Consider the following 17,368-nt stretch of genomic DNA (forward strand, 5'->3'; position numbering starts at 1 on the left):
TCGGGTTATGGCCGCAACCCCCGCTGACGCGACTGCTCTCACCGACGACGCGCTCGAATTTCTCACCGAGCGACATCTCGCCACTCTGACGACGCTACGACCGGACGGAACGCCGCACGTCGTTGCCGTCGGCTTCACGTACGACGCCGATGCTCGGATTGCGCGGGTCATCACCAACGACGTGTCACAGAAGGCGATCAACGCCGGCCGCGGAGCCTACGCCGCCGTGAGTCAGATCGACGGTGCCCGCTGGCTGACGATGGAAGGACCTGCCTCGGTCCGCAGCGACCGAGATTCCGTCGTCGACGCCGAGAACCGCTACGCCCAGCGCTATCGCGTTCCGAGGGAAAATCCCACCCGGGTGGTCATCGAGATCCAGGTGCAGCGGGTGCTGGGTAGTCGCTCGCTGCTCGACCGCTAGCGTGCCGCCGGCTCCCGCGTCAGGCGTGCTCCGCCGGCCAGGGTAGGACGGTCAAGTCCGGCCATTCCTTCGTCCAGCGGGCGGCTTTGGCCTCGTACACGTGCTGCATCGGCACGCGCGGATTGGGCCGCACGATTCCCGCGAACAGATCCTCGAATCCGTGTGGCGCATAGACGACATCTCCACCGTCTGCGTCGGTGGTCATTCCGAAACAGCACGTGGTGGACACGAAATGATCGATCGCGTCCTCGGTGCTGTGGAACGGTTCGATTCGACTGCCGAAGTGCTCTTCGTACCACAGGTGTACTCGTGCTTCGTTGCGCACTTCGACGTCCACCCCGAGGTCGGCGAACATCGCACCCGCTGCCTCGATCACCTCGTTCTCGGCGTCGTAGGACACATCGGAGTCGTCGAAGTAGAAGAAGTCGTAATCACGAATGCCCGCCTGTGGGTCCCGATCGGCGAGGTGGTTCCAGACAGTCTGGAAAAGGCCGCCCGCCGTCAGGTACCACCCGGGAAGCCCGAGTTGCGGCGCACGTCGAAGTATCTCGGCCACTGCAGGATTGGACCGGACGACCGATACGAACTCGGCCTCGCGCGCGTCCGTCACACCGGCAGCACGGACAGACCGTGGGGGCGGAGATTGACCGATTCACACCCGCTCGCGGTGACGACCACGATGTCTTCGATACGCGCACCCCACTGTCCACGGAAGTAGATGCCCGGCTCGATGCTGAACGCCATCCCCTCGGTCAGAGTGATGTCGTTACCTGCCACGATGTACGGCTCCTCGTGCACCGACAGGCCGATCCCGTGACCGGTGCGGTGCAGGAACGCCTCGCCCAATCCGGCGTCCACCAGCACGTCGCGGGCAGCGGCATCGATGGACTGTGCCGTGACGCCCGGCACCACCGCGTCGACAGCGGCCTGCTGCGCCCGCTCGAGGATCGCGTACTGCTCGGCGATCTCCGCTGTCGGCTCGCCGAGACTGTAGGTACGGGTCGAATCGGAGTTGTATCCCGGTGCAACGGGCCCGCCGATGTCGATCACGACGATGTCGCCCGCCTCCACGACGCGATCGGACACCTCGTGGTGTGGATCGGCACCGTGTGGGCCGGACCCGACGATGATGAATTCGGGTGCGGTGTGCCCCTCTTCGACGATGGCGGCGGCGATGTCTGCGGCGATCTCCGCTTCGGTTCTGCCCACTCGCAGCCATTCACCCATACGGGCGTGCACTCGATCGATGGCGTAGCCGGCTCGCCGCAGCGCGTCGATCTCGGCCTCGTCCTTGACCATTCGAAGTTCGCGGAGCACATCTGTGGCCAGCACCGGAACCGTGCCGAACACATCGGCCAGGGGCACGAAGTGGAGTGCCGGCATCGCGTCGGCGACAGCCGTCTTCGACCCGGCCGGAACTGCTGCTGCCACCAAGGCGTACGGATCGACTCCGTCCACCCAGTCGACGAGTGTCAGAGACAGATCCTCCGCTGCGGAATCGCCGAGAGCGGCGAGTTCGAGCCGAGGAACGATGACGCTGGGGATGCTGCCGTCCGCCGGAACGACCAAGGCGATGAGACGCTCGAACGAACTGGCCTTGGAACCGAGCAGGTACTGCAGATCCGGGCCCGGGGTGATGAGCAGAGCGTCCAGGCCCGCATCCGACGTCAGCCGGGCAGCTCGCGCGAGCCGCGACGCGTACACATCGCTGGAGAAGCGGGAGGAATTGACCGAAGTATCGACACTCATGCCTTCAGGCTAACGCCGTGCGGCAAGATGAGCCCCATGACCGCTCCCGGAAAGTCGCCGCTGCTGCTCCTCGACGGTGCGAGCCTGTGGTTCAGGGCTTACTACGCACTGCCCGAGTCGATTACGGCACCCGACGGCCGACCCGTCAATGCCGTGCGGGGCTTCCTCGACATGATCTCGGCGTTGATCACGCGCACAGAACCCGGTCGATTGGCCGTGTGCCTCGATCTGGACTGGCGGCCGCAGTTTCGAGTGGACCTCGTGCCGTCCTACAAGGCACACCGCGTGGCCGAGGCTGCTCCCGAGGCCGCCGAGAGCGAGGAAGTTCCCGAGACGTTGACTCCGCAGGTCGACATGATCATGGATGTCCTCGCCGCGCTGGGGATTGCGACAGCAGGCGCGGAGGGGCTCGAGGCAGACGACGTGCTGGGCACCTTGGCTGCGCGTGAGCGACAGGACCCGGTGGTGGTGGTCAGCGGTGACCGGGACTTGTTGCAGGTCGCGGCAGACGAGCCGAACGAGGTTCGCGTGCTGTACGTGGGGCGCGGGTTGGCCAAGGCCGAATTGTTCGACCCCGCACTGGTTTCCGAACGCTACGGAGTTCCTCTGCACCGCGCAGGCGCGGCCTACGCCGAGCTCGCTCTGCTCAGAGGCGACGCCTCGGACGGACTGCCCGGAGTGAAGGGTATCGGGGAGAAGACGGCCTCGACCTTGATGCTCCAGTACGAGTCGGTCACGGCGCTGCGTGACGCGGCACTCGATCCGTCGTCGGACATGGCCAAGGGAATCCGGGCCAAGCTGGCCAACGCGAGCGACTACCTCGATGCGGCCCTTCCCGTCGTACGAGTGGTCACCGACGCCGACGTCGTGCTGTCCAAGTCGGACGACATTCCGGCCGAACCCGTTGACCCCGACGCACTGAACAACCTTGCCGAGACCCTCGGAGTGGAAAACGCCGTGGCCCGCCTCGTCGCTGCGATGGCGGCCACGGCGTCCAGAGAGTGACAAAGCATCGCACCGCAGGCTCCGCTCCAGTAACCCAAGGTGACTACTTGGGTAGCGAGACCTCGTAATTGGCGTCGTCGTCCAGGAACGTCAACGTCACCTTCTTGAACGCTCCGTCGACCGTCAGGGTGCAATCGACACTGGTGTCGGCCTTGACTTCGATGTTCTGGGGGCACGAGACCCCGGAAACATCCGAGGCACCGTAGGACTCGGTGACGACCTTACGGACGCCCTCCTGGGCGGCTGCGGTGTCCAACGTGGTGGAGCGGCCGAAGGCGAAAAACGCGATCACCGCGATCACGGCGACCACCGCAATGACGACACCCGCGATGATCAGCGGCTTCTTGGACTGTGATCCGGCCGGTCGGGGGCCCTGCTGACCGGGTACCTGCTGGTTCGGATACTGCTGGTTCGGGTTCCACGGTTGCTGGGGCTGCTGCCCGTACGGATCGGCACCGTACTGACCCTGACCGTATTGACCACCGGCGAATTGCTGTGGCGCATAAGGGTTCTGATATGCCGCATCACCCGACGGCGGAGTGCCTGTTCCGGGATAGGGTGCGCCGTACTGTTGACCGGCCGGGTACTGCGCGGTGGGGTTCTGACCGCCAGGGCCCTGTGGACTCTGGCCCTGTGGATTCTGGCCTTGGGGGTAGCCGCCCTGTGGGTACTGGCCCTGGGGGTAGCCGCCCTGTGGGTACTGGCCCTGGGGGTAGCCGCCCTGTGGGTACTGGCCCTGGGGATAGCCACCCTGTGGGTACTGACCCTGCGGGTACTGACCACTGGGCGGTTGTGGGGATTGGCCGTATGCGCCTGGCGCGGACTCTCCGTACGGAGTGGTGGGCGTTGCGGGCGGCTGCCCGTACTGGCCCCACGCGGATGGTGTCGGGGCCTGCGCGTCGGGTGCGGGAGTGGAGCCTGCGGAATGACCAGGGTTGCCCGGAGTGGAGCCTGCGGAATGACCAGGGTTGCCCGGAGTGGAGCCTGCGGAATGACCAGGGTTGCCCGGAGTGGAGCCTGCGGAATGACCAGGGTTGCCCGGAGTGGAGCCTGCGGAACCAGGGTTGCCCTTCGGCGTGTCTTGTCCGGCCCCGTTCTCTTGGTCGGGTGTGCGCGACCAATTGTTGTCGGGGTCGGTCGGACCGTATGGGCCGCTCATCTCGCCTCCACTGAAATTTCGGATTCGTCGGGGGTACAGTAGCCCGACCCTGTGACTCTGCGCCGTACCGACCCGGTAGTCCGATTCGGTTCTTCGTCACTATGCGGCATCGACGGCCACCACTCCGCGGCGCAGGGCTGCGACGGCTCGCGCCGCCGTTCGAGACAGTTCCGGCTCCGGGGCCGCGAGTCGAACCTGATCGAGCAGGTCGATGACCTGTCGACACCATCGTACGAAGTCTCCACCCGAGAGCGCTTTGCCGTTGTCACCGGCCGTGACGAGGGCGTCGACCAACGAGTGATCGGACGCCCACTTGTAGATGGCCTTCACGAATCCCATGTCGGGTTCTCTCGTGGGCGGTAGTTTGTGCCGAACCTCGTCCGCTCGTAGCTCGTGCCACACCCGGACGGTCTCGGTGAGTGCGTGTCGGATCGGACCCGTGGGGCCGTGCGGGGTGATGTCACCCTCCGACCTGGACTCGTAGACGACCGCGGAGACGACTGCTGCCAATTCGGCCGGCGACAGGCCTTGCCACAGACCGCCCCGGAGGCATTCCGCCACGAGCAGGTCGGACTCGGAATAGATTCGGCTCAACCTGGCACCGTCGTCGGTCACCTTCGGATCCTTACCTGCACTCACGTACCCGCGGTCGGCGAGTAGCGCCAGGATGCGGTCGAACGTGCGAGCCAGAGAGTTCGTCGTGGCCGATACTTTCTGACGCATCGTTTCGGTCTCGCGCGCGAGCCGGTTGTAGCGCTCACCGGTACGGCCGAGTTCGTCACGATCGGGTCGGGCGTGCACCGGATGCGATCGAATGGCTCGTCGGAGGGTGGCGAGCTCCTTGTCGTCCGCTGCTGTCGATTTCCGTCGGATACGGTCCGACGGCTGCGATATTCCGCGGGTGACCAATGCTGCCGCCAGATCGCGCCGCGTCTTCGCGGTGCGATGATCGACGAACCTCGGTAGCCGCATCGTTCCCAGTGCTGTTGCCGGCGAGGGAAAGTCCGCTGCGGAGAGTCGGCCCGCCCATTTGTCCTCGGTCAGTACCAGCGGACGCGGATCGGCCCGATCGTCGTCCGGCTCCAGGACGACGGCGAGGCCGCTGCGGCGACCGGTCGGCACCGAGATCACATCGCCGCGGCGCAGGGCACGCAGTGAATCGACAGCCTTGTCTCGTCGGTCGGAGCGGCCCTGGCGTTCGAGGGTCTTCTCGCGATCTTTGAGTCGTTCCCGCAACCGCGCGTACTCGAAGTAGTCACCGTCCGGTCCGCCGAGGCGGGCCGCGAGAGCCTCCAGCGTCTGCTTGTTCTTCTCGATGCCTCGGACCATGCCGACCACGGAGCGGTCGGCCTGGAACTGTGCGAAGGATCGCTCGAGCAGCAGACGCGAGTCGGCTGCACCGAACTGCTCGATCAGGTTGATCGACATGTTGTACGCCGGCGCGAACGAACTGCGCAGCGGAAAGGTACGGGTCGATGCCAGCCCCGCGACTTCGGTCGGCTCGGTGCCCGGCTGCCACAGCACGACGGCATGGCCTTCCACGTCGATTCCGCGTCGCCCGGCTCTGCCGGTCAACTGGGTGTACTCCCCCGGGGTCAACTCGGCGTGCGTCTCGCCGTTGAACTTGACCAGCTTCTCCAGCACGACCGTTCGGGCGGGCATGTTGATGCCGAGCGCCAGCGTCTCGGTGGCGAACACTGCCCTGACCAGGCCCTTGACGAACAGTTCTTCCACGGTGTGCCGAAAGACCGGCAGCATCCCGGCGTGGTGAGCGGCAAAGCCTCGCTCGAGTGCATCGCGCCACTCCCAGAAGCCGAGAACTTCCAAGTCCTCGCGCGGAAGTTCCGAGGTGTGCTTCTCGACGATGTACCGGATCTCCTCGGCCTGTTCGGGCGTCGTCAACACCAGCCGCGATCGCATGCACTGGGTGAGGGCACCGTCGCACCCGGCGCGGCTGAAGATGAACGTGATCGCGGGCAGCAAACCCTCTTCGTCGAGTTTGGCGATCACATCGGGCCGAGACAGCGGCCGATTGGCGGCTCCACTGCCCTGACCACCACCGCGTCCTCCGCCGCCCCCTCGACCGCCGCGGCCTCGGCTGTGCGGAGCATGCCAGCGGTCCATCGAGTCCAGCGACTGGCGCTGTTTGACATGCCGGACGAGTTCGCGATCGACCACGACCTTCTGGCTGCCGTCGGGCGACTGCGCGCGGGTATCGAACAGATCGAACAGTCGCCGGCCCACCATGATGTGCTGCGACAGCGGCACCGGCCGGTTCTCGTCCACCACGACAGTGGTGTCACCGCGAACCGTGCTCATCCACGCGCCGAACTCCTCGGCATTGCTGACGGTGGCAGACAGGCTCACCAGGCGTACGTCGTCGGACAGGTGCAGGATGACCTCTTCCCACACCGCACCGCGGAAGCGATCGGCCAGGTAGTGCACCTCGTCCATGACGACGTGCGACAGTCCGCGCAATGCGTCGGACGATGCGTAGAGCATGTTTCGCAGAACCTCCGTAGTCATGATGACGATGGGGGCATCGGGGTTGATCGACGAATCTCCGGTGAGCAGACCGACCGTGTCACGGCCGTACCGTGCAGTCAGCTCGGCGAACTTCTGATTGCTCAGTGCTTTGATCGGTGTGGTGTAGAAGCACTTTCGCCCCGCTGCCAGGGCCAGGTGGACGGCGAACTCACCGATCACCGTCTTGCCCGCACCCGTGGGGGCGCAGACCAGAACGCCGTGGCCGTTCTCCAACGCGGTGCATGCGTCGACCTGGAACCTGTCGAGCGGGAAACCGAGTTCCGCCGAGAACAATTGCAGCTCAGTGGGTTTCGGACTCTGCTGGACGTCCACCGTGGTCTCCGTCATGCGCTGATCCCCACGCGAGAGCCGAGGTCAGATGGTGTCGTCGTACTCCGACTGGGTGCGGGTTGCTGCACCGAATCCGCTGGGCGGCGGTGTCGGAGCGACAGCATGTGGGGACTCGATCGTACTTGCGCCTTCGATACGTGTTGCTTCGTCATCTGACACATCACCCCATTCGTCTCTTCTCTTGCGCAACTTACGCTTGTCGTGAATTCGCGCAATCTGCACTGCCATCTCGAAGAGGACCGTCAACGCCAACGCCAGTGCCAACATCGAGAACGGGTCCTGGCCGGGTGTCGCGATGGCGGCGAAGACGAACAGACCGAAGATCAGGCCGCGACGCCACGCCTTGAGTCGCTCGTAGGTGAGAACGCCGACGAAGTTCAACCCGACGACGAGCAACGGGATCTCGAAGCTGACACCGAAGATGATCAGAAGATTGATCAGAAAACCGAAGTACTGATCGCCGCTCAACGCCGTGATCTGTACGTTGTCACCGATCGACAGCAAGAAATGCAAGCCCTTGGCGACGACGAAGTACGCCAGAACCGCTCCGGTCACGAACAGTGCCGCGGCGGCGGTGACGAAGGAAACGGCATAACGGCGTTCGTTGGAATACAGGCCGGGGGTGATGAACGCCCAGATCTGGTACAGCCAAATGGGACAGGCCAGAACGACGCCCGCGGTGAAGGCCACCTTGAAGCGCAGCAGGAACTGGTCGAACGGGCCGGTGGCGAGTAGACGGCACTGATCGTCGTTGCTCAGGTCCGCTCGCAGGCTCGGGTCGAGGGTGCAGTACGGGCCTCGGAGCAGATCGCCCAGGCTCTCGACGCCGAATATCGTGTGCGAGTACCAGAAGAACCCGAATGCCGTGGTGACGGCGATAGCGAAAAGTGACCACAGGAGCCGGGTCCGCAGCTCGTACAGATGATCGACCAACGACATCGTGCCGTCGGGATTGACTCGGCGCTTGCTACGCCGCGGATCGAACGGAATGCGCATGGTGTTCTACGGTCAGCCTTCTTCGGTCGGCCGACGGCACCGGGCCGTCACCGACAGCAGTGAACCTTCGGTGCCCACGTGGCACCGAAGGTGTGCTGAGCGGTCTGCGCTCAGGCAGACTTCGCGTCGTGCTGTGCGTCGACGTTCGTCGGGGCAACAGGCGCAGGCGGAGGCAGCTGAGCGGGCGCGGCCGGCTGCTGTGCCGTCGTGGTGTCGGTGTCGGATTTGCCGTCGTTCTGCATTTCCTTCACCTCGCTCTTGAAGATGCGCAACGAGCGACCGAGTCCACGAGCAGCGTCGGGCAGCTTCTTGGAACCGAACAGAATGATGACGACCACCGCAACGATCGCCCAGTGCCAGGGACTGGTGAATCCCATGTGAACCTCCTGAGATCAGATGAATCGAGCGTACCCGACAAGGGCAGACTCCTTCAGCAGCGGCGAGTACCGGTTTGCCTGACGTTCATGTCGACGGAGTGCTGTCAGCGCTGGTCGTGTCCAGCTCGGAGTACACATCCAGCGCAGAACGTGCACGTTCGCGGACGGAGTTCACCAAGGATTCAGGTGCAAGTACCGTGACACCACCGCCGAACCCGAGTGTCAGACGCGTCATCCACTGCAACGTTGCGAAGCGCATTGTCACCTCGACGGACCCGTCGGAATCCGCTGCGACCTGGGTCATCGGGTAATAGTCCAGAATCCAGGTGTACGCGGGCGACACTTTCAGTCGCGCCTGCGACAGCGACGGGTCGTCGTTGAAGATCTCGAAAGCGTCCTCGTCCTGCACCGATTCCGGTGGTGCGGACGGCTCCTCACGTTCGACGGCAGAATCGATGCGATCGAACCGGAAGAGCCGAACTCCCTCGGCTCCCCTGCACCATGCCTGCAGGTAACTGTGGTCGTCGACGACGACGGTCCTGATGGGGTCGACGGTCCGCTCGGTGACGACGTCTCGCGACGCCGAGTAGTACGTGAGGTCCAGAGCATGCCGGTTGCGCAGAGCGGACCGGACGGTGCTCGACACCGGCCCCTCTTCCATGCCGACACCGTCGTGATCGGACGAGAGCGGCACGTTGGCGGCTGCCGAACCTGCTGCGGTTTCGATCTTTGCGATGGCACGTTGCGCAGCCGACGGATCGACCATGCCCGGCATCGACGTCAGCGATCGAAGCGCGACCAACAGGGCCGTCGCCTCGGTCGAGGTAAGGCGTAGAGGGCGATCGATCCCAGCGGAGAACGTCACGTCGATGCTCTCCTCGGAGAAGGAGAGATCGATGAGGTCGCCCGGGCCGTAGCCGGGTAGGCCGCACATCCACAGTTGGTTGAGATCTGCCATCAGCGTTGTCGTCGACACACCCAGCTCGCGCGCGGCTTCCTCGGCGCTCAGCCCCGGATTGGCCATGAAGAACGGCACCATGTTCAGAAGCCTGGCCAACCGGACCGACAGGCGGGCGCTCATCGCTCGTTCTCCGTGTCGGCGGCCGTCCGGAGGGTAGAGATCACATCTGCTCGCAATTCTGCGGGTTCTAGTACCACCGCGTCTGCCCCATGGCCTGCGATCAGCCTGGAGATCCAATCCCAGGACCGCACCGGTACCTCCACCACCGTCCCGCTTCGGGTGCCCAGGGTTCGGGTGGCCACGATCGTGCCCATACGGCGAAGTTCCAGTGCCCGGCCGTCCTGCAGCCACACTCGCGCTGTGCCAGAAACCGAAGACGTTCCCGCGACCCGGCGAACGATGTCCTGCAGATCGATACCGTCGGGCTTGCGGACACTCTGTGGTGCGCCGAAGGCCGCGACCTCGTCGCCTATCCGGGACAGTCGGAACGTCCGCGTGTCGTCGCGGTCCACGTCGTGTCCCACCAGATACCACCGGCCGCGGAACGTCACCACACCCCAGGGTTGAACAGTTCGGGTGGTGTACGGCTCGGTCAACGACGGTCGGTGCTCGAACCGCACCGACTTACCTTCGTCGATGGCGGCCAGCAGTGCGCCGAGTGCAGGCTCGGAACCCCGGGTTCGTGCGGGAACTGCGGTCACTGCAGCCGCAGACTCGTTCTGGTCCACCTGAATACCCGCTGCGCGCAGTTTGAGCAGCGCGCTCTGCGCAGCCGAGGTGAGCTCGGGCGATTCCCACAGCTTGACGGCGACAGCGACGGCGGCAGACTCCTCGCTGGTGAGGTCGATGTCGGGAAGCTCGTACGCATCGCGGTTGATGCGGTAACCCTCGACGCCGCCGAACCGGGTTGCCGCTCCGGTTTCCAGGGGGACACCGAGATCGCGAAGTTCGTTCTTGTCCCGCTCGAACATTCGGCTGAATGCTTCGTGGCTGGAAGAATCGTCGTATCCGGCAACGCTGTCGCGGATCCACTCCGCGGTGAGGAACTGACGTGTCGACAGCAGACAGATGACCAGATTCATCAGGCGTTCGACTTTGGTGGTGGCCACGACTGTCGAGCCTAGTTGCTCTGCGAGTGCCGAAGCGGTAGCGACCCGAGTTGCCCGCGCGGTGGCGACCCGAGTTTCCGGAGCCGTCGGGCTACATCGACGCGATCAGCCGTTCCACTCGCTCGTCCACCGAACGGAACGGGTCCTTGCACAACACTGTTCGCTGCGCTTGATCGTTGAGCTTGAGGTGCACCCAGTCGACGGTGAAGTCGCGGCCCGCCTCCTGTGCGGCGGTGATGAATTCACCTCGCAGTTTGGCGCGGGTCGTCTGCGGCGGCAGATCGACCGCCTCGTCGATCTGCTCGTCCTCGGTGACTCGCTTGGCCAAGCCCTTGCGTTGGAGCAGGTCGAACACTCCTCGCCCGCGCTTGATGTCGTGGTAGGCCAGGTCCAGTTGAGCGATCTTGGGATCGGAGAGCTCCATCGAGTACCGATCCTGGTAGCGCTGGAACAGCTTGCGCTTGATGACCCAGTCGATCTCGGTGTCGACCTTCGCGAAGTCCTGTGTCTCGATGGCGTCGAGGGTCCGACCCCAGAGGTCGACGACCTGTTCCACCTGCGTGTTCGGCTCACGCGTCTTGAGATGCTCGACGGCCCGGGCGTAGTACTCACGCTGGATGTCGAGGGCGCTGGCCTGCCGTCCCCCGGCGAGCCGGACCGGGCGTCGACCGGTGAGGTCGTGACTGACCTCGCGAATGGCGCGAATGGGATTGTCCAATGCGAAGTCTCGGAAAGACACGCCGGCTTCGATCATCTCCAGGACCAGTGCCGCCGTCCCGACCTTGAGCATCGTCGAGGTCTCGGCCATGTTGGAATCGCCCACGATCACGTGCAACCGGCGGTACTTCTCGGCGTCGGCATGGGGCTCGTCGCGGGTGTTGATGATCGGCCGCGACCGAGTGGTGGCCGAGGAGACACCCTCCCAGATGTGCTCGGCGCGCTGCGACAGACAGAACGTGGCCGCTTTCGGCGTCTGCAGCACCTTGCCTGCGCCGCAGATCAATTGACGCGTGACCAGGAACGGCAGCAGAACGTCCGAGATGCGGGAGAACTCCCCCGCCCGCTGGACCAGAAAGTTCTCGTGGCAGCCGTACGAGTTGCCGGCGGAGTCGGTGTTGTTCTTGAACAGGTAGATATCGCCGCCGATGCCCTCCTCCGCCAGGCGCTGCTCGGCGTCGATCAGCAGGTCCTCCAGGACACGCTCACCCGCGCGGTCATGGGTGACCAGCTGTAGCAAGCTGTCGCACTCGGCCGTCGCGTACTCGGGGTGCGAGCCCACATCGAGGTACAGGCGGGCACCGTTGCGAAGGAACACATTCGAGCTACGACCCCACGAGACCACCCGGCGGAACAGGTAGCGAGCCACTTCGTCCGGACTGAGGCGTCGATGTCCATGGAAAGTACACGTGACACCGAACTCTGTCTCGATGCCCATAATTCGTCGCTGCACACTTCGACACTACAACGCAACCTTCGATTCGATGTGTCGGAGCGCGCCGAAAGCGCACGTGCTTAGGCTGGGTGTCATGACACCGGGGCGTACTTCTGTTTCGACTGCCGTGCACGCGTGGGATCTGTCCCTGGTGGAGCGAAGTGCTGCACTGCGGCAGAGCAGAGCAGACGGTGCCCTGCGCACCCTGAGCAACGCCGCCGATCACGGTCGTCTGTGGCTCGGTGCGGCTGCGCTTCTCGTGGCCGCCGGTGGCCCGGCTCGACGCGGCGGCGTACGGGGACTCGTGGCGCTCGCGGGTGCCAGTTCTGTTGCGAACGGTCTGCTCAAACCACTGTTCCCGCGGACTCGTCCCGGGTCCGAGTCCGTTCCTGTGCTGCGTCAGGTACTGGCTCCGCCGGTGTCCTCGTCCTTCCCCTCCGGTCACTCGGCCTCTGCCGCGGCGTTCGTCACGGCCGTTGCCATCGAGTCTCCGTGGGCGGGAATCACTCTGGCACCCGTCGCTGCGGCGGTGTGCTACTCGCGGGTCCACGTCGGTGTGCACTGGCCCACCGACGTCATCGCAGGCGCCGCCCTCGGCGCGGCCATCGCGTTGTCCACCCGTCGATGGTGGGCCGTGCGTTCGGAAACGCCCGCCGATCTCGGCTCACCTGTCGACGTCGTACCGCTCGAGGGCGGACGTGGGTTGCTCGTACTCGTCAATCCTGGGTCCGGCGACGGTTCCGACGCGGTCCCCGACGCGATTCGCCGAGCGCTTCCCGACGCAGACCTGTTCGTCCCGGATCCGGAACTGGATTTCAACGAGCAACTCGAACGACGAATCCGGGATACTTCCCCGCGCGCACTCGGTGTCTGCGGCGGAGACGGAACTGTGGTCAGCGTGGCCGCATCGGCGAAGCGCAACGGTGTGCCGCTCGCGGCATTCCCCGGAGGCACGCTCAATCATTTCGCCAGAGACACCGGCCTGACCGCCGTTGCCGACACAGCCGCAGCGGTCGAGGCCGGCACCGCCGAACTGGTCGACATCGCCGAGGTGTCGATCGACGGCCGTACGGTGTCGTTCGTCAACACCGCAACGTTCGGCGGCTATCCGGACTCGGTGCGATTGCGTCAGAAGCTGCAGGGCCGAATCGGTAAGTGGCCGGCCGCAGCGGTGGCGATGGCTCGGGTGTTGGCAGCCGCGGAGCCACTGAACATCGGACTCGACGGCACCAGGCACTCGGTGTGGATGTTGTTCGTCGGCAACGGCAATTACGTTCCGGCGGATCAAGTTCCGATGTCGCGCAGCAGCATTCACACTGGAACCCTGGATGTTCGGTTTCTTCCCTCGGAGCCGAAGGCCTCGAGAACCCGACTGCTCTGGGCAACGATCACAGGCACGCTCGGGTCCTCACCGTCCTACGTTCGCCGAGCGGTGACAGAACTGACGGTAGAGGTGGAGGGTGCCCCGGTGGCGCTCGCAGCCGACGGCGAAGTGGTCGGCGACGGCTCGTGGTTCGAGTTCACCAGCGACAAGAACGGCCTCGCGCTCTACCGAAAGAGGTAGAGCTCGAGGCCGCCTGTGACGTGATTCGACGACGTCGCTACGACGGTCCCGCCTCGGGCACACCGTCGACGGTGTCGGCATTGGATTCCGCCGCTGTTGCCGGCGCCGGCAACATCTCCTCCAATGCTGCTCCGGCGATGCGTCGGAACGCACGTCGGGGACGACCCTGGTCCAACACTGCAACTTCGAGCGCCGAAACTTCGAGAACCTTCTTCTCGGGTTCACCGCCCGCAGCGGGCGGTACCGCCGGGCCCGCAGTGAGGGCGTCCACCGCGACCCGCACCGCATCGGCTAGAGCCAGGCCGGAACGGTACGTGTCCTTCAGCGCGGCGACGATCGGCTCGGTTGTTCCACCCATGACGACGAAATCCTGTTCGTCGACGATGGACCCGTCGTAGGTGATGCGGTAGAGCTGCGTTGCGATCGCCTCGTCCTGATGCGACACCTCCGCGACACAGATCTCCACCTCGTACGGCTTGAGCTGTTCCGTGAAAATCGTGCCGAGCGCCTGCGCGTAGGTCTTGGCGAGCGACCTGCCGGTCACGTCGCGCCGGTCGTAGGTGTACCCCTTGATGTCGGCGTGCTGGATGCCGGCCTTCCGCAGGTTCTCGAACTCGTTGTACTTACCTACCGCGGCGAAACCGATCCGGTCGTAGAGTTCGCTCACCTTGTGCAACGCGGTCGAGCGGTTCTCGGCAACGAAGAGCACGCCGTCCGCGTACGTCAGTACGATGACGCTTCGGCCGCGGCCGATTCCCTTGCGCGCCAACTCCGAACGATCGCGCATGATCTGCTCGGCAGATGCGTAGTACGGCATCGTCATGATGCGCTGCCCCCTTCGCTGGCGTGCTGACCGGACCGGGTGGCGTGCTCGGCACCGCCGGTGTGCGCGGCGCTCTCGGTCCGCTCGGCGAGAACCGCACGCGCTGCCGCCGACACGCGGTCGTGGGCAACGTCGTCCGCGCCCATACTCGTGATCGCCACCGCCGTCGGGTAGATCCCTCGGGTGACGTCCGGCCCGCCGGTGGCGGAGTCGTCGTCGGCGGCGTCGTACAGCGATTCGACGGCCGCGCGAAGAGCGTCGTCCTCGGTCATGCCGGGGCGATAGAGCTTCTTGAGTGCCGACTTCGCGAACAGCGATCCGGACCCCACGGCGTGGTAGCCCGATCGCTCCTCGTATCGCCCGCCGACCACGTCGTAGGACACGATGCGTCCGGCGCGGTCCGGGTCCGAGATGTCGATGTCGAACCCGACCAACAACGGCACAGCAGCCAGCCCTTGCATCGCGGCACCGAGGTTGCTGCGCACCATCGACGACAACTTGTTGGCCTTACCGTTGAAGGTCAGCGGGACGCCTTCGATTTTCTCGTAATGTTCGAGTTCGACGGCGAAGAGCCGCACGAGCTCGATCGCGATGCCTGCGGTTCCGGCAATGCCTGCCGCGGAGTACTCGTCCGTGACATACACCTTCTGCATGTCACGGTTGGCGATCAGATTGCCTTGCGTGGCGCGCCGGTCACCCGCGATGAGTACCCCACCCGCATAGGTCAGGGCGACAATCGTCGTCCCGTGCGGTGCGATATCGGATTTGTCGGTGGAACCGTGGGCTCCACGAGACGCCAGGTCAGCGGCGAGGCCGCTCTCGGGCAACAGATGGGGGGCGTGCTGACGTAGGTAGTCGGAGAACGATGAGCTGCTGGACCCCAACGGGATCGTCAGTCCGTCACCGGCCGACCGTGGGTCCGAACGATCCACCGTCACTGGCCGCCCTTCTGCACGTAGGCGCGAACGAAGTCCTCGGCGTTCTCTTCCAGGACGTCGTCGATCTCGTCCAAGAGGTCGTCGGTCTCCTCGGCGAGCTTTTCGCGCCGTTCCTGCCCACCGGCTCCGGTGTCGCCTGGGACCTCATCGTCGTCGCCGCCGCCAGAGCGCCGTGTCTGCTCCTGTGCCATAGTCGCCGACCTCCTCCGTGTATCGAGAGAACACATGTACTGCACGTTCATCGATTCGTCCGGGATGCACCGATGTTCCTTTGCGAGTGCAACCGAACGTTCCGCCGAAAGTGCACGGACCTCAACCCTACCGACAGACCGACCGCGTGGGTCGTCGAGACACAACCGAATAGTCGGACTGCGTCATCGAGCACTCAGTTGGTGAGTTGATCGACGAGTTCCGCCGCACTGTCCACGGACTCGAGCAAGGCACCGACGTGCGATTTGGTACCGCGTAGTGGCTCGAGAGTGGGGATGCGTACCAGCGAGTCGCCGCCGAGATCGAAAATGACCGAGTCCCAGCTCGCCGCCGCGATATCGGCACCGAATTTTCGTAGGCACTCGCCACGGAAGTACGCCCTGGTGTCGTCCGGTGGTGTGCCGACAGCGTCGAGGACCTGCTGTTCGGTCACCAGGCGATCCATCGACCCCCGGGCGACGAGTCTGTTGTAGAGACCCTTGTCCAAGCGAACATCGGAATACTGCAGGTCCACCAGATGAAGGCGCGGAGCCGACCATCCCAGTCCCTCGCGCTGGCGGAAACCTTCGAGAAGACGGAGCTTCGCGGGCCAGTCCAGCAGGTGGGCGCATTCCATCGGATCACGTTCGAGGAGATCGAGCACCATGGCCCACTTGTCGAGCACGTCCAGAGCCCGCGCGTCGTCGCTCGCCTCGGCAGCGACGAATTTCGCAGCTCGCTGGTGGTAGATGCGTTGGAGCGCAAGCCCGGTCAGTTCGCGGCCGTCCGCGAGGGCGACAGCCTTGCGCAGGGTCGGATCGTGACTGATCTGGTGAACGGCTGTCACCGGTCGAGCGAGCTGGAGGTCGGAAAGGTCCACCCCGGCTTCGATGAGGTCGAGAACCAGTGCAGTGGCGCCGACCTTGAGATAGGTCGACATCTCGGCGAGGTTGGCGTCGCCGATGATGCAGTGCAGGCGCCGATACTTGTCCGCGTCGGCGTGCGGTTCGTCCCGGGTGTTGATGATGCCGCGTTTGAGGGTGGTCTCGAGTCCGACCTCCACCTCGATGTAGTCCGCTCGCTGCGAGAGCTGAAACCCTGCCTCGTCGCCCGACTGACCGATGCCGACTCGACCGGAGCCGGTGATGACCTGCCTCGACGCGAAGAACGGCGAAAGCCCGGTGACGACGGCCGAGAACGGTGTCTCGCGCGACATCAGATAGTTCTCGTGCGTTCCGTACGACGCGCCCTTGCCGTCGACGTTGTTCTTGTACAGCTGCAGACGCGGGGCCCCGGGCACGCTGGAAGCGTGGCGAGCGGCGGCCTCCATGACACGCTCGCCGGCCTTGTCCCAGATCACCGCATCCAACGGATCACGGACTTCCGGAGCCGAGTACTCGGGGTGGGCGTGGTCGACGTAAAGGCGGGCACCGTTGGTGAGAATCATGTTGGCCGCGCCGATCTCGTCGGCATCGATGACCGGTGCCGGGCCGCTGAAGCGTCCGAGGTCGAAGCCGCGGGCGTCGCGCAGGGGCGATTCGACCTCGTAGTCCCAGCGCGTGCGCTTGGCCCGCGGTACCCCGGCTGCGGCCGCGTAGGCCAACACGGCCTGCGTCGACGTCAGGATCGGATTGGCGGTGGGTTCGGTAGGTGATGAAATGCCGTACTCGACCTCGATACCGATGATGCGCTGCATGAGTCGAGCCTAGACGGCGGGCAGAGACGGAACGGGGGGGGGCCCGGGCCGGGCCGGCCCCCCACTACGACA

The 17,368-nt window shown here is 65.0% G+C and carries 16 protein-coding genes; 3 read left to right on the forward strand and 13 right to left on the reverse strand.

All coding sequences use genetic code 11. The features are described 5' to 3' along the window. Positions 1–7: 7 nt before the first annotated feature. Positions 8–421, forward strand: a complete 414-nt coding sequence (locus tag ACFI9K_RS17975) for a TIGR03618 family F420-dependent PPOX class oxidoreductase (RefSeq protein WP_462664757.1) — start codon at positions 8–10, stop codon at positions 419–421. Between the two features lie 19 nt (positions 422–440). Here the strand turns inward: ACFI9K_RS17975 and ACFI9K_RS17980 are convergent, their stop codons facing one another. Together ACFI9K_RS17980 and ACFI9K_RS17985 are read right to left on the reverse strand one after the other, a co-directional pair. Next, entirely contained in the window at positions 441–1,031 is a 591-nt protein-coding gene (locus ACFI9K_RS17980; RefSeq protein WP_462664758.1) for a nucleotidyltransferase family protein, read from the reverse strand. After that, the gene (locus tag ACFI9K_RS17985) at positions 1,028–2,170 is read right to left on the reverse strand and encodes a M24 family metallopeptidase (RefSeq protein WP_462664759.1); all 1,143 of its coding nucleotides are present in this window, start codon (positions 2,168–2,170) and stop codon (positions 1,028–1,030) included. Before ACFI9K_RS17985 ends, ACFI9K_RS17980 begins: the two co-directional genes overlap by 4 nt. A 27-nt stretch (positions 2,171–2,197) precedes the next feature. On the opposite strand from ACFI9K_RS17985, the gene ACFI9K_RS17990 reads away from it, so the two are divergent. Next, positions 2,198–3,175, forward strand: a complete 978-nt coding sequence (locus ACFI9K_RS17990) for a 5'-3' exonuclease (RefSeq protein ID WP_462664760.1) — start codon at positions 2,198–2,200, stop codon at positions 3,173–3,175. 43 nt (positions 3,176–3,218) lie between these two features. Here ACFI9K_RS17990 and ACFI9K_RS17995 read toward each other — a convergent pair whose 3' ends face one another. The 7 genes from ACFI9K_RS17995 to pafA form a co-directional block, all read right to left on the reverse strand. After that, entirely contained in the window at positions 3,219–4,334 is a 1,116-nt protein-coding gene (locus ACFI9K_RS17995; protein WP_462664761.1) for a DUF4333 domain-containing protein, read from the reverse strand. A 99-nt stretch (positions 4,335–4,433) separates the two neighbouring features. Next, positions 4,434–7,208: a DEAD/DEAH box helicase gene (locus ACFI9K_RS18000; protein WP_462664762.1), complete on the reverse strand. Its 2,775-nt coding sequence runs from the start codon at positions 7,206–7,208 to the stop codon at positions 4,434–4,436. 27 nt (positions 7,209–7,235) lie between these two features. Further along, positions 7,236–8,207, reverse strand: coding sequence for a twin-arginine translocase subunit TatC (tatC, locus tag ACFI9K_RS18005; protein WP_462664763.1), 972 nt, complete (start codon positions 8,205–8,207; stop codon positions 7,236–7,238). A gap of 110 nt (positions 8,208–8,317) precedes the next feature. Continuing rightward, complete coding sequence (gene tatA / locus ACFI9K_RS18010) at positions 8,318–8,584, reverse strand: Sec-independent protein translocase subunit TatA (protein WP_032377888.1); 267 nt, start codon at positions 8,582–8,584, stop codon at positions 8,318–8,320. Between the two features lie 85 nt (positions 8,585–8,669). Continuing rightward, positions 8,670–9,665, reverse strand: coding sequence for a helix-turn-helix transcriptional regulator (locus ACFI9K_RS18015; protein WP_462664764.1), 996 nt, complete (start codon positions 9,663–9,665; stop codon positions 8,670–8,672). Further along, complete coding sequence (locus ACFI9K_RS18020) at positions 9,662–10,654, reverse strand: helix-turn-helix transcriptional regulator (RefSeq protein ID WP_462664765.1); 993 nt, start codon at positions 10,652–10,654, stop codon at positions 9,662–9,664. Before ACFI9K_RS18020 ends, ACFI9K_RS18015 begins: the two co-directional genes overlap by 4 nt. A 91-nt stretch (positions 10,655–10,745) precedes the next feature. Continuing rightward, complete coding sequence (pafA, locus tag ACFI9K_RS18025; RefSeq protein ID WP_170944814.1) at positions 10,746–12,104, reverse strand: Pup--protein ligase; 1,359 nt, start codon at positions 12,102–12,104, stop codon at positions 10,746–10,748. 76 nt (positions 12,105–12,180) lie between these two features. Between pafA and ACFI9K_RS18030 the strand changes: the two genes are divergently transcribed. Then, entirely contained in the window at positions 12,181–13,650 is a 1,470-nt protein-coding gene (locus tag ACFI9K_RS18030) for a phosphatase PAP2 family protein (protein WP_462664766.1), read from the forward strand. A 37-nt stretch (positions 13,651–13,687) separates the two neighbouring features. Here ACFI9K_RS18030 and prcA read toward each other — a convergent pair whose 3' ends face one another. The 4 genes from prcA to dop form a co-directional block, all read right to left on the reverse strand. Next, a complete protein-coding gene (gene prcA / locus ACFI9K_RS18035) occupies positions 13,688–14,473 on the reverse strand; it encodes a proteasome subunit alpha (protein WP_462664767.1) in 786 nt (261 codons plus the stop codon). Further along, positions 14,470–15,411: a proteasome subunit beta gene (prcB, locus tag ACFI9K_RS18040; protein ID WP_462664768.1), complete on the reverse strand. Its 942-nt coding sequence runs from the start codon at positions 15,409–15,411 to the stop codon at positions 14,470–14,472. The genes prcA and prcB overlap by 4 nt, the downstream gene beginning before the upstream one ends. Then, positions 15,408–15,602, reverse strand: coding sequence for a ubiquitin-like protein Pup (locus ACFI9K_RS18045; protein ID WP_008716348.1), 195 nt, complete (start codon positions 15,600–15,602; stop codon positions 15,408–15,410). The genes prcB and ACFI9K_RS18045 overlap by 4 nt, the downstream gene beginning before the upstream one ends. Positions 15,603–15,796: 194 nt before the next feature. Beyond that, positions 15,797–17,296, reverse strand: a complete 1,500-nt coding sequence (gene dop / locus ACFI9K_RS18050; protein WP_462664769.1) for a depupylase/deamidase Dop — start codon at positions 17,294–17,296, stop codon at positions 15,797–15,799. Positions 17,297–17,368 lie beyond the last annotated feature (72 nt).

It is taken from the genome of Rhodococcus sp. PSi06 (assembly GCF_054960675.1).

Bases quoted from the DNA above. Each gene is read 5' to 3' on its own strand.
- ACFI9K_RS17975 (WP_462664757.1), top strand. From the start codon at position 8: ATGGCCGCAACCCCCGCTGACGCGACTGCTCTCACCGACGACGCGCTC.
- ACFI9K_RS17985 (WP_462664759.1), bottom strand. From the start codon at position 2,170: ATGAGTGTCGATACTTCGGTCAATTCCTCCCGCTTCTCCAGCGATGTG.
- ACFI9K_RS17990 (WP_462664760.1), top strand. From the start codon at position 2,198: ATGAGCCCCATGACCGCTCCCGGAAAGTCGCCGCTGCTGCTCCTCGAC.
- ACFI9K_RS17995 (WP_462664761.1), bottom strand. From the start codon at position 4,334: ATGAGCGGCCCATACGGTCCGACCGACCCCGACAACAATTGGTCGCGC.
- ACFI9K_RS18000 (WP_462664762.1), bottom strand. From the start codon at position 7,208: ATGACGGAGACCACGGTGGACGTCCAGCAGAGTCCGAAACCCACTGAG.
- tatC (WP_462664763.1), bottom strand. From the start codon at position 8,207: ATGCGCATTCCGTTCGATCCGCGGCGTAGCAAGCGCCGAGTCAATCCC.
- tatA (WP_032377888.1), bottom strand. From the start codon at position 8,584: ATGGGATTCACCAGTCCCTGGCACTGGGCGATCGTTGCGGTGGTCGTC.
- ACFI9K_RS18015 (WP_462664764.1), bottom strand. From the start codon at position 9,665: ATGAGCGCCCGCCTGTCGGTCCGGTTGGCCAGGCTTCTGAACATGGTG.
- ACFI9K_RS18030 (WP_462664766.1), top strand. From the start codon at position 12,181: ATGACACCGGGGCGTACTTCTGTTTCGACTGCCGTGCACGCGTGGGAT.
- prcA (WP_462664767.1), bottom strand. From the start codon at position 14,473: ATGACGATGCCGTACTACGCATCTGCCGAGCAGATCATGCGCGATCGT.
- ACFI9K_RS18045 (WP_008716348.1), bottom strand. From the start codon at position 15,602: ATGGCACAGGAGCAGACACGGCGCTCTGGCGGCGGCGACGACGATGAG.
- dop (WP_462664769.1), bottom strand. From the start codon at position 17,296: ATGCAGCGCATCATCGGTATCGAGGTCGAGTACGGCATTTCATCACCT.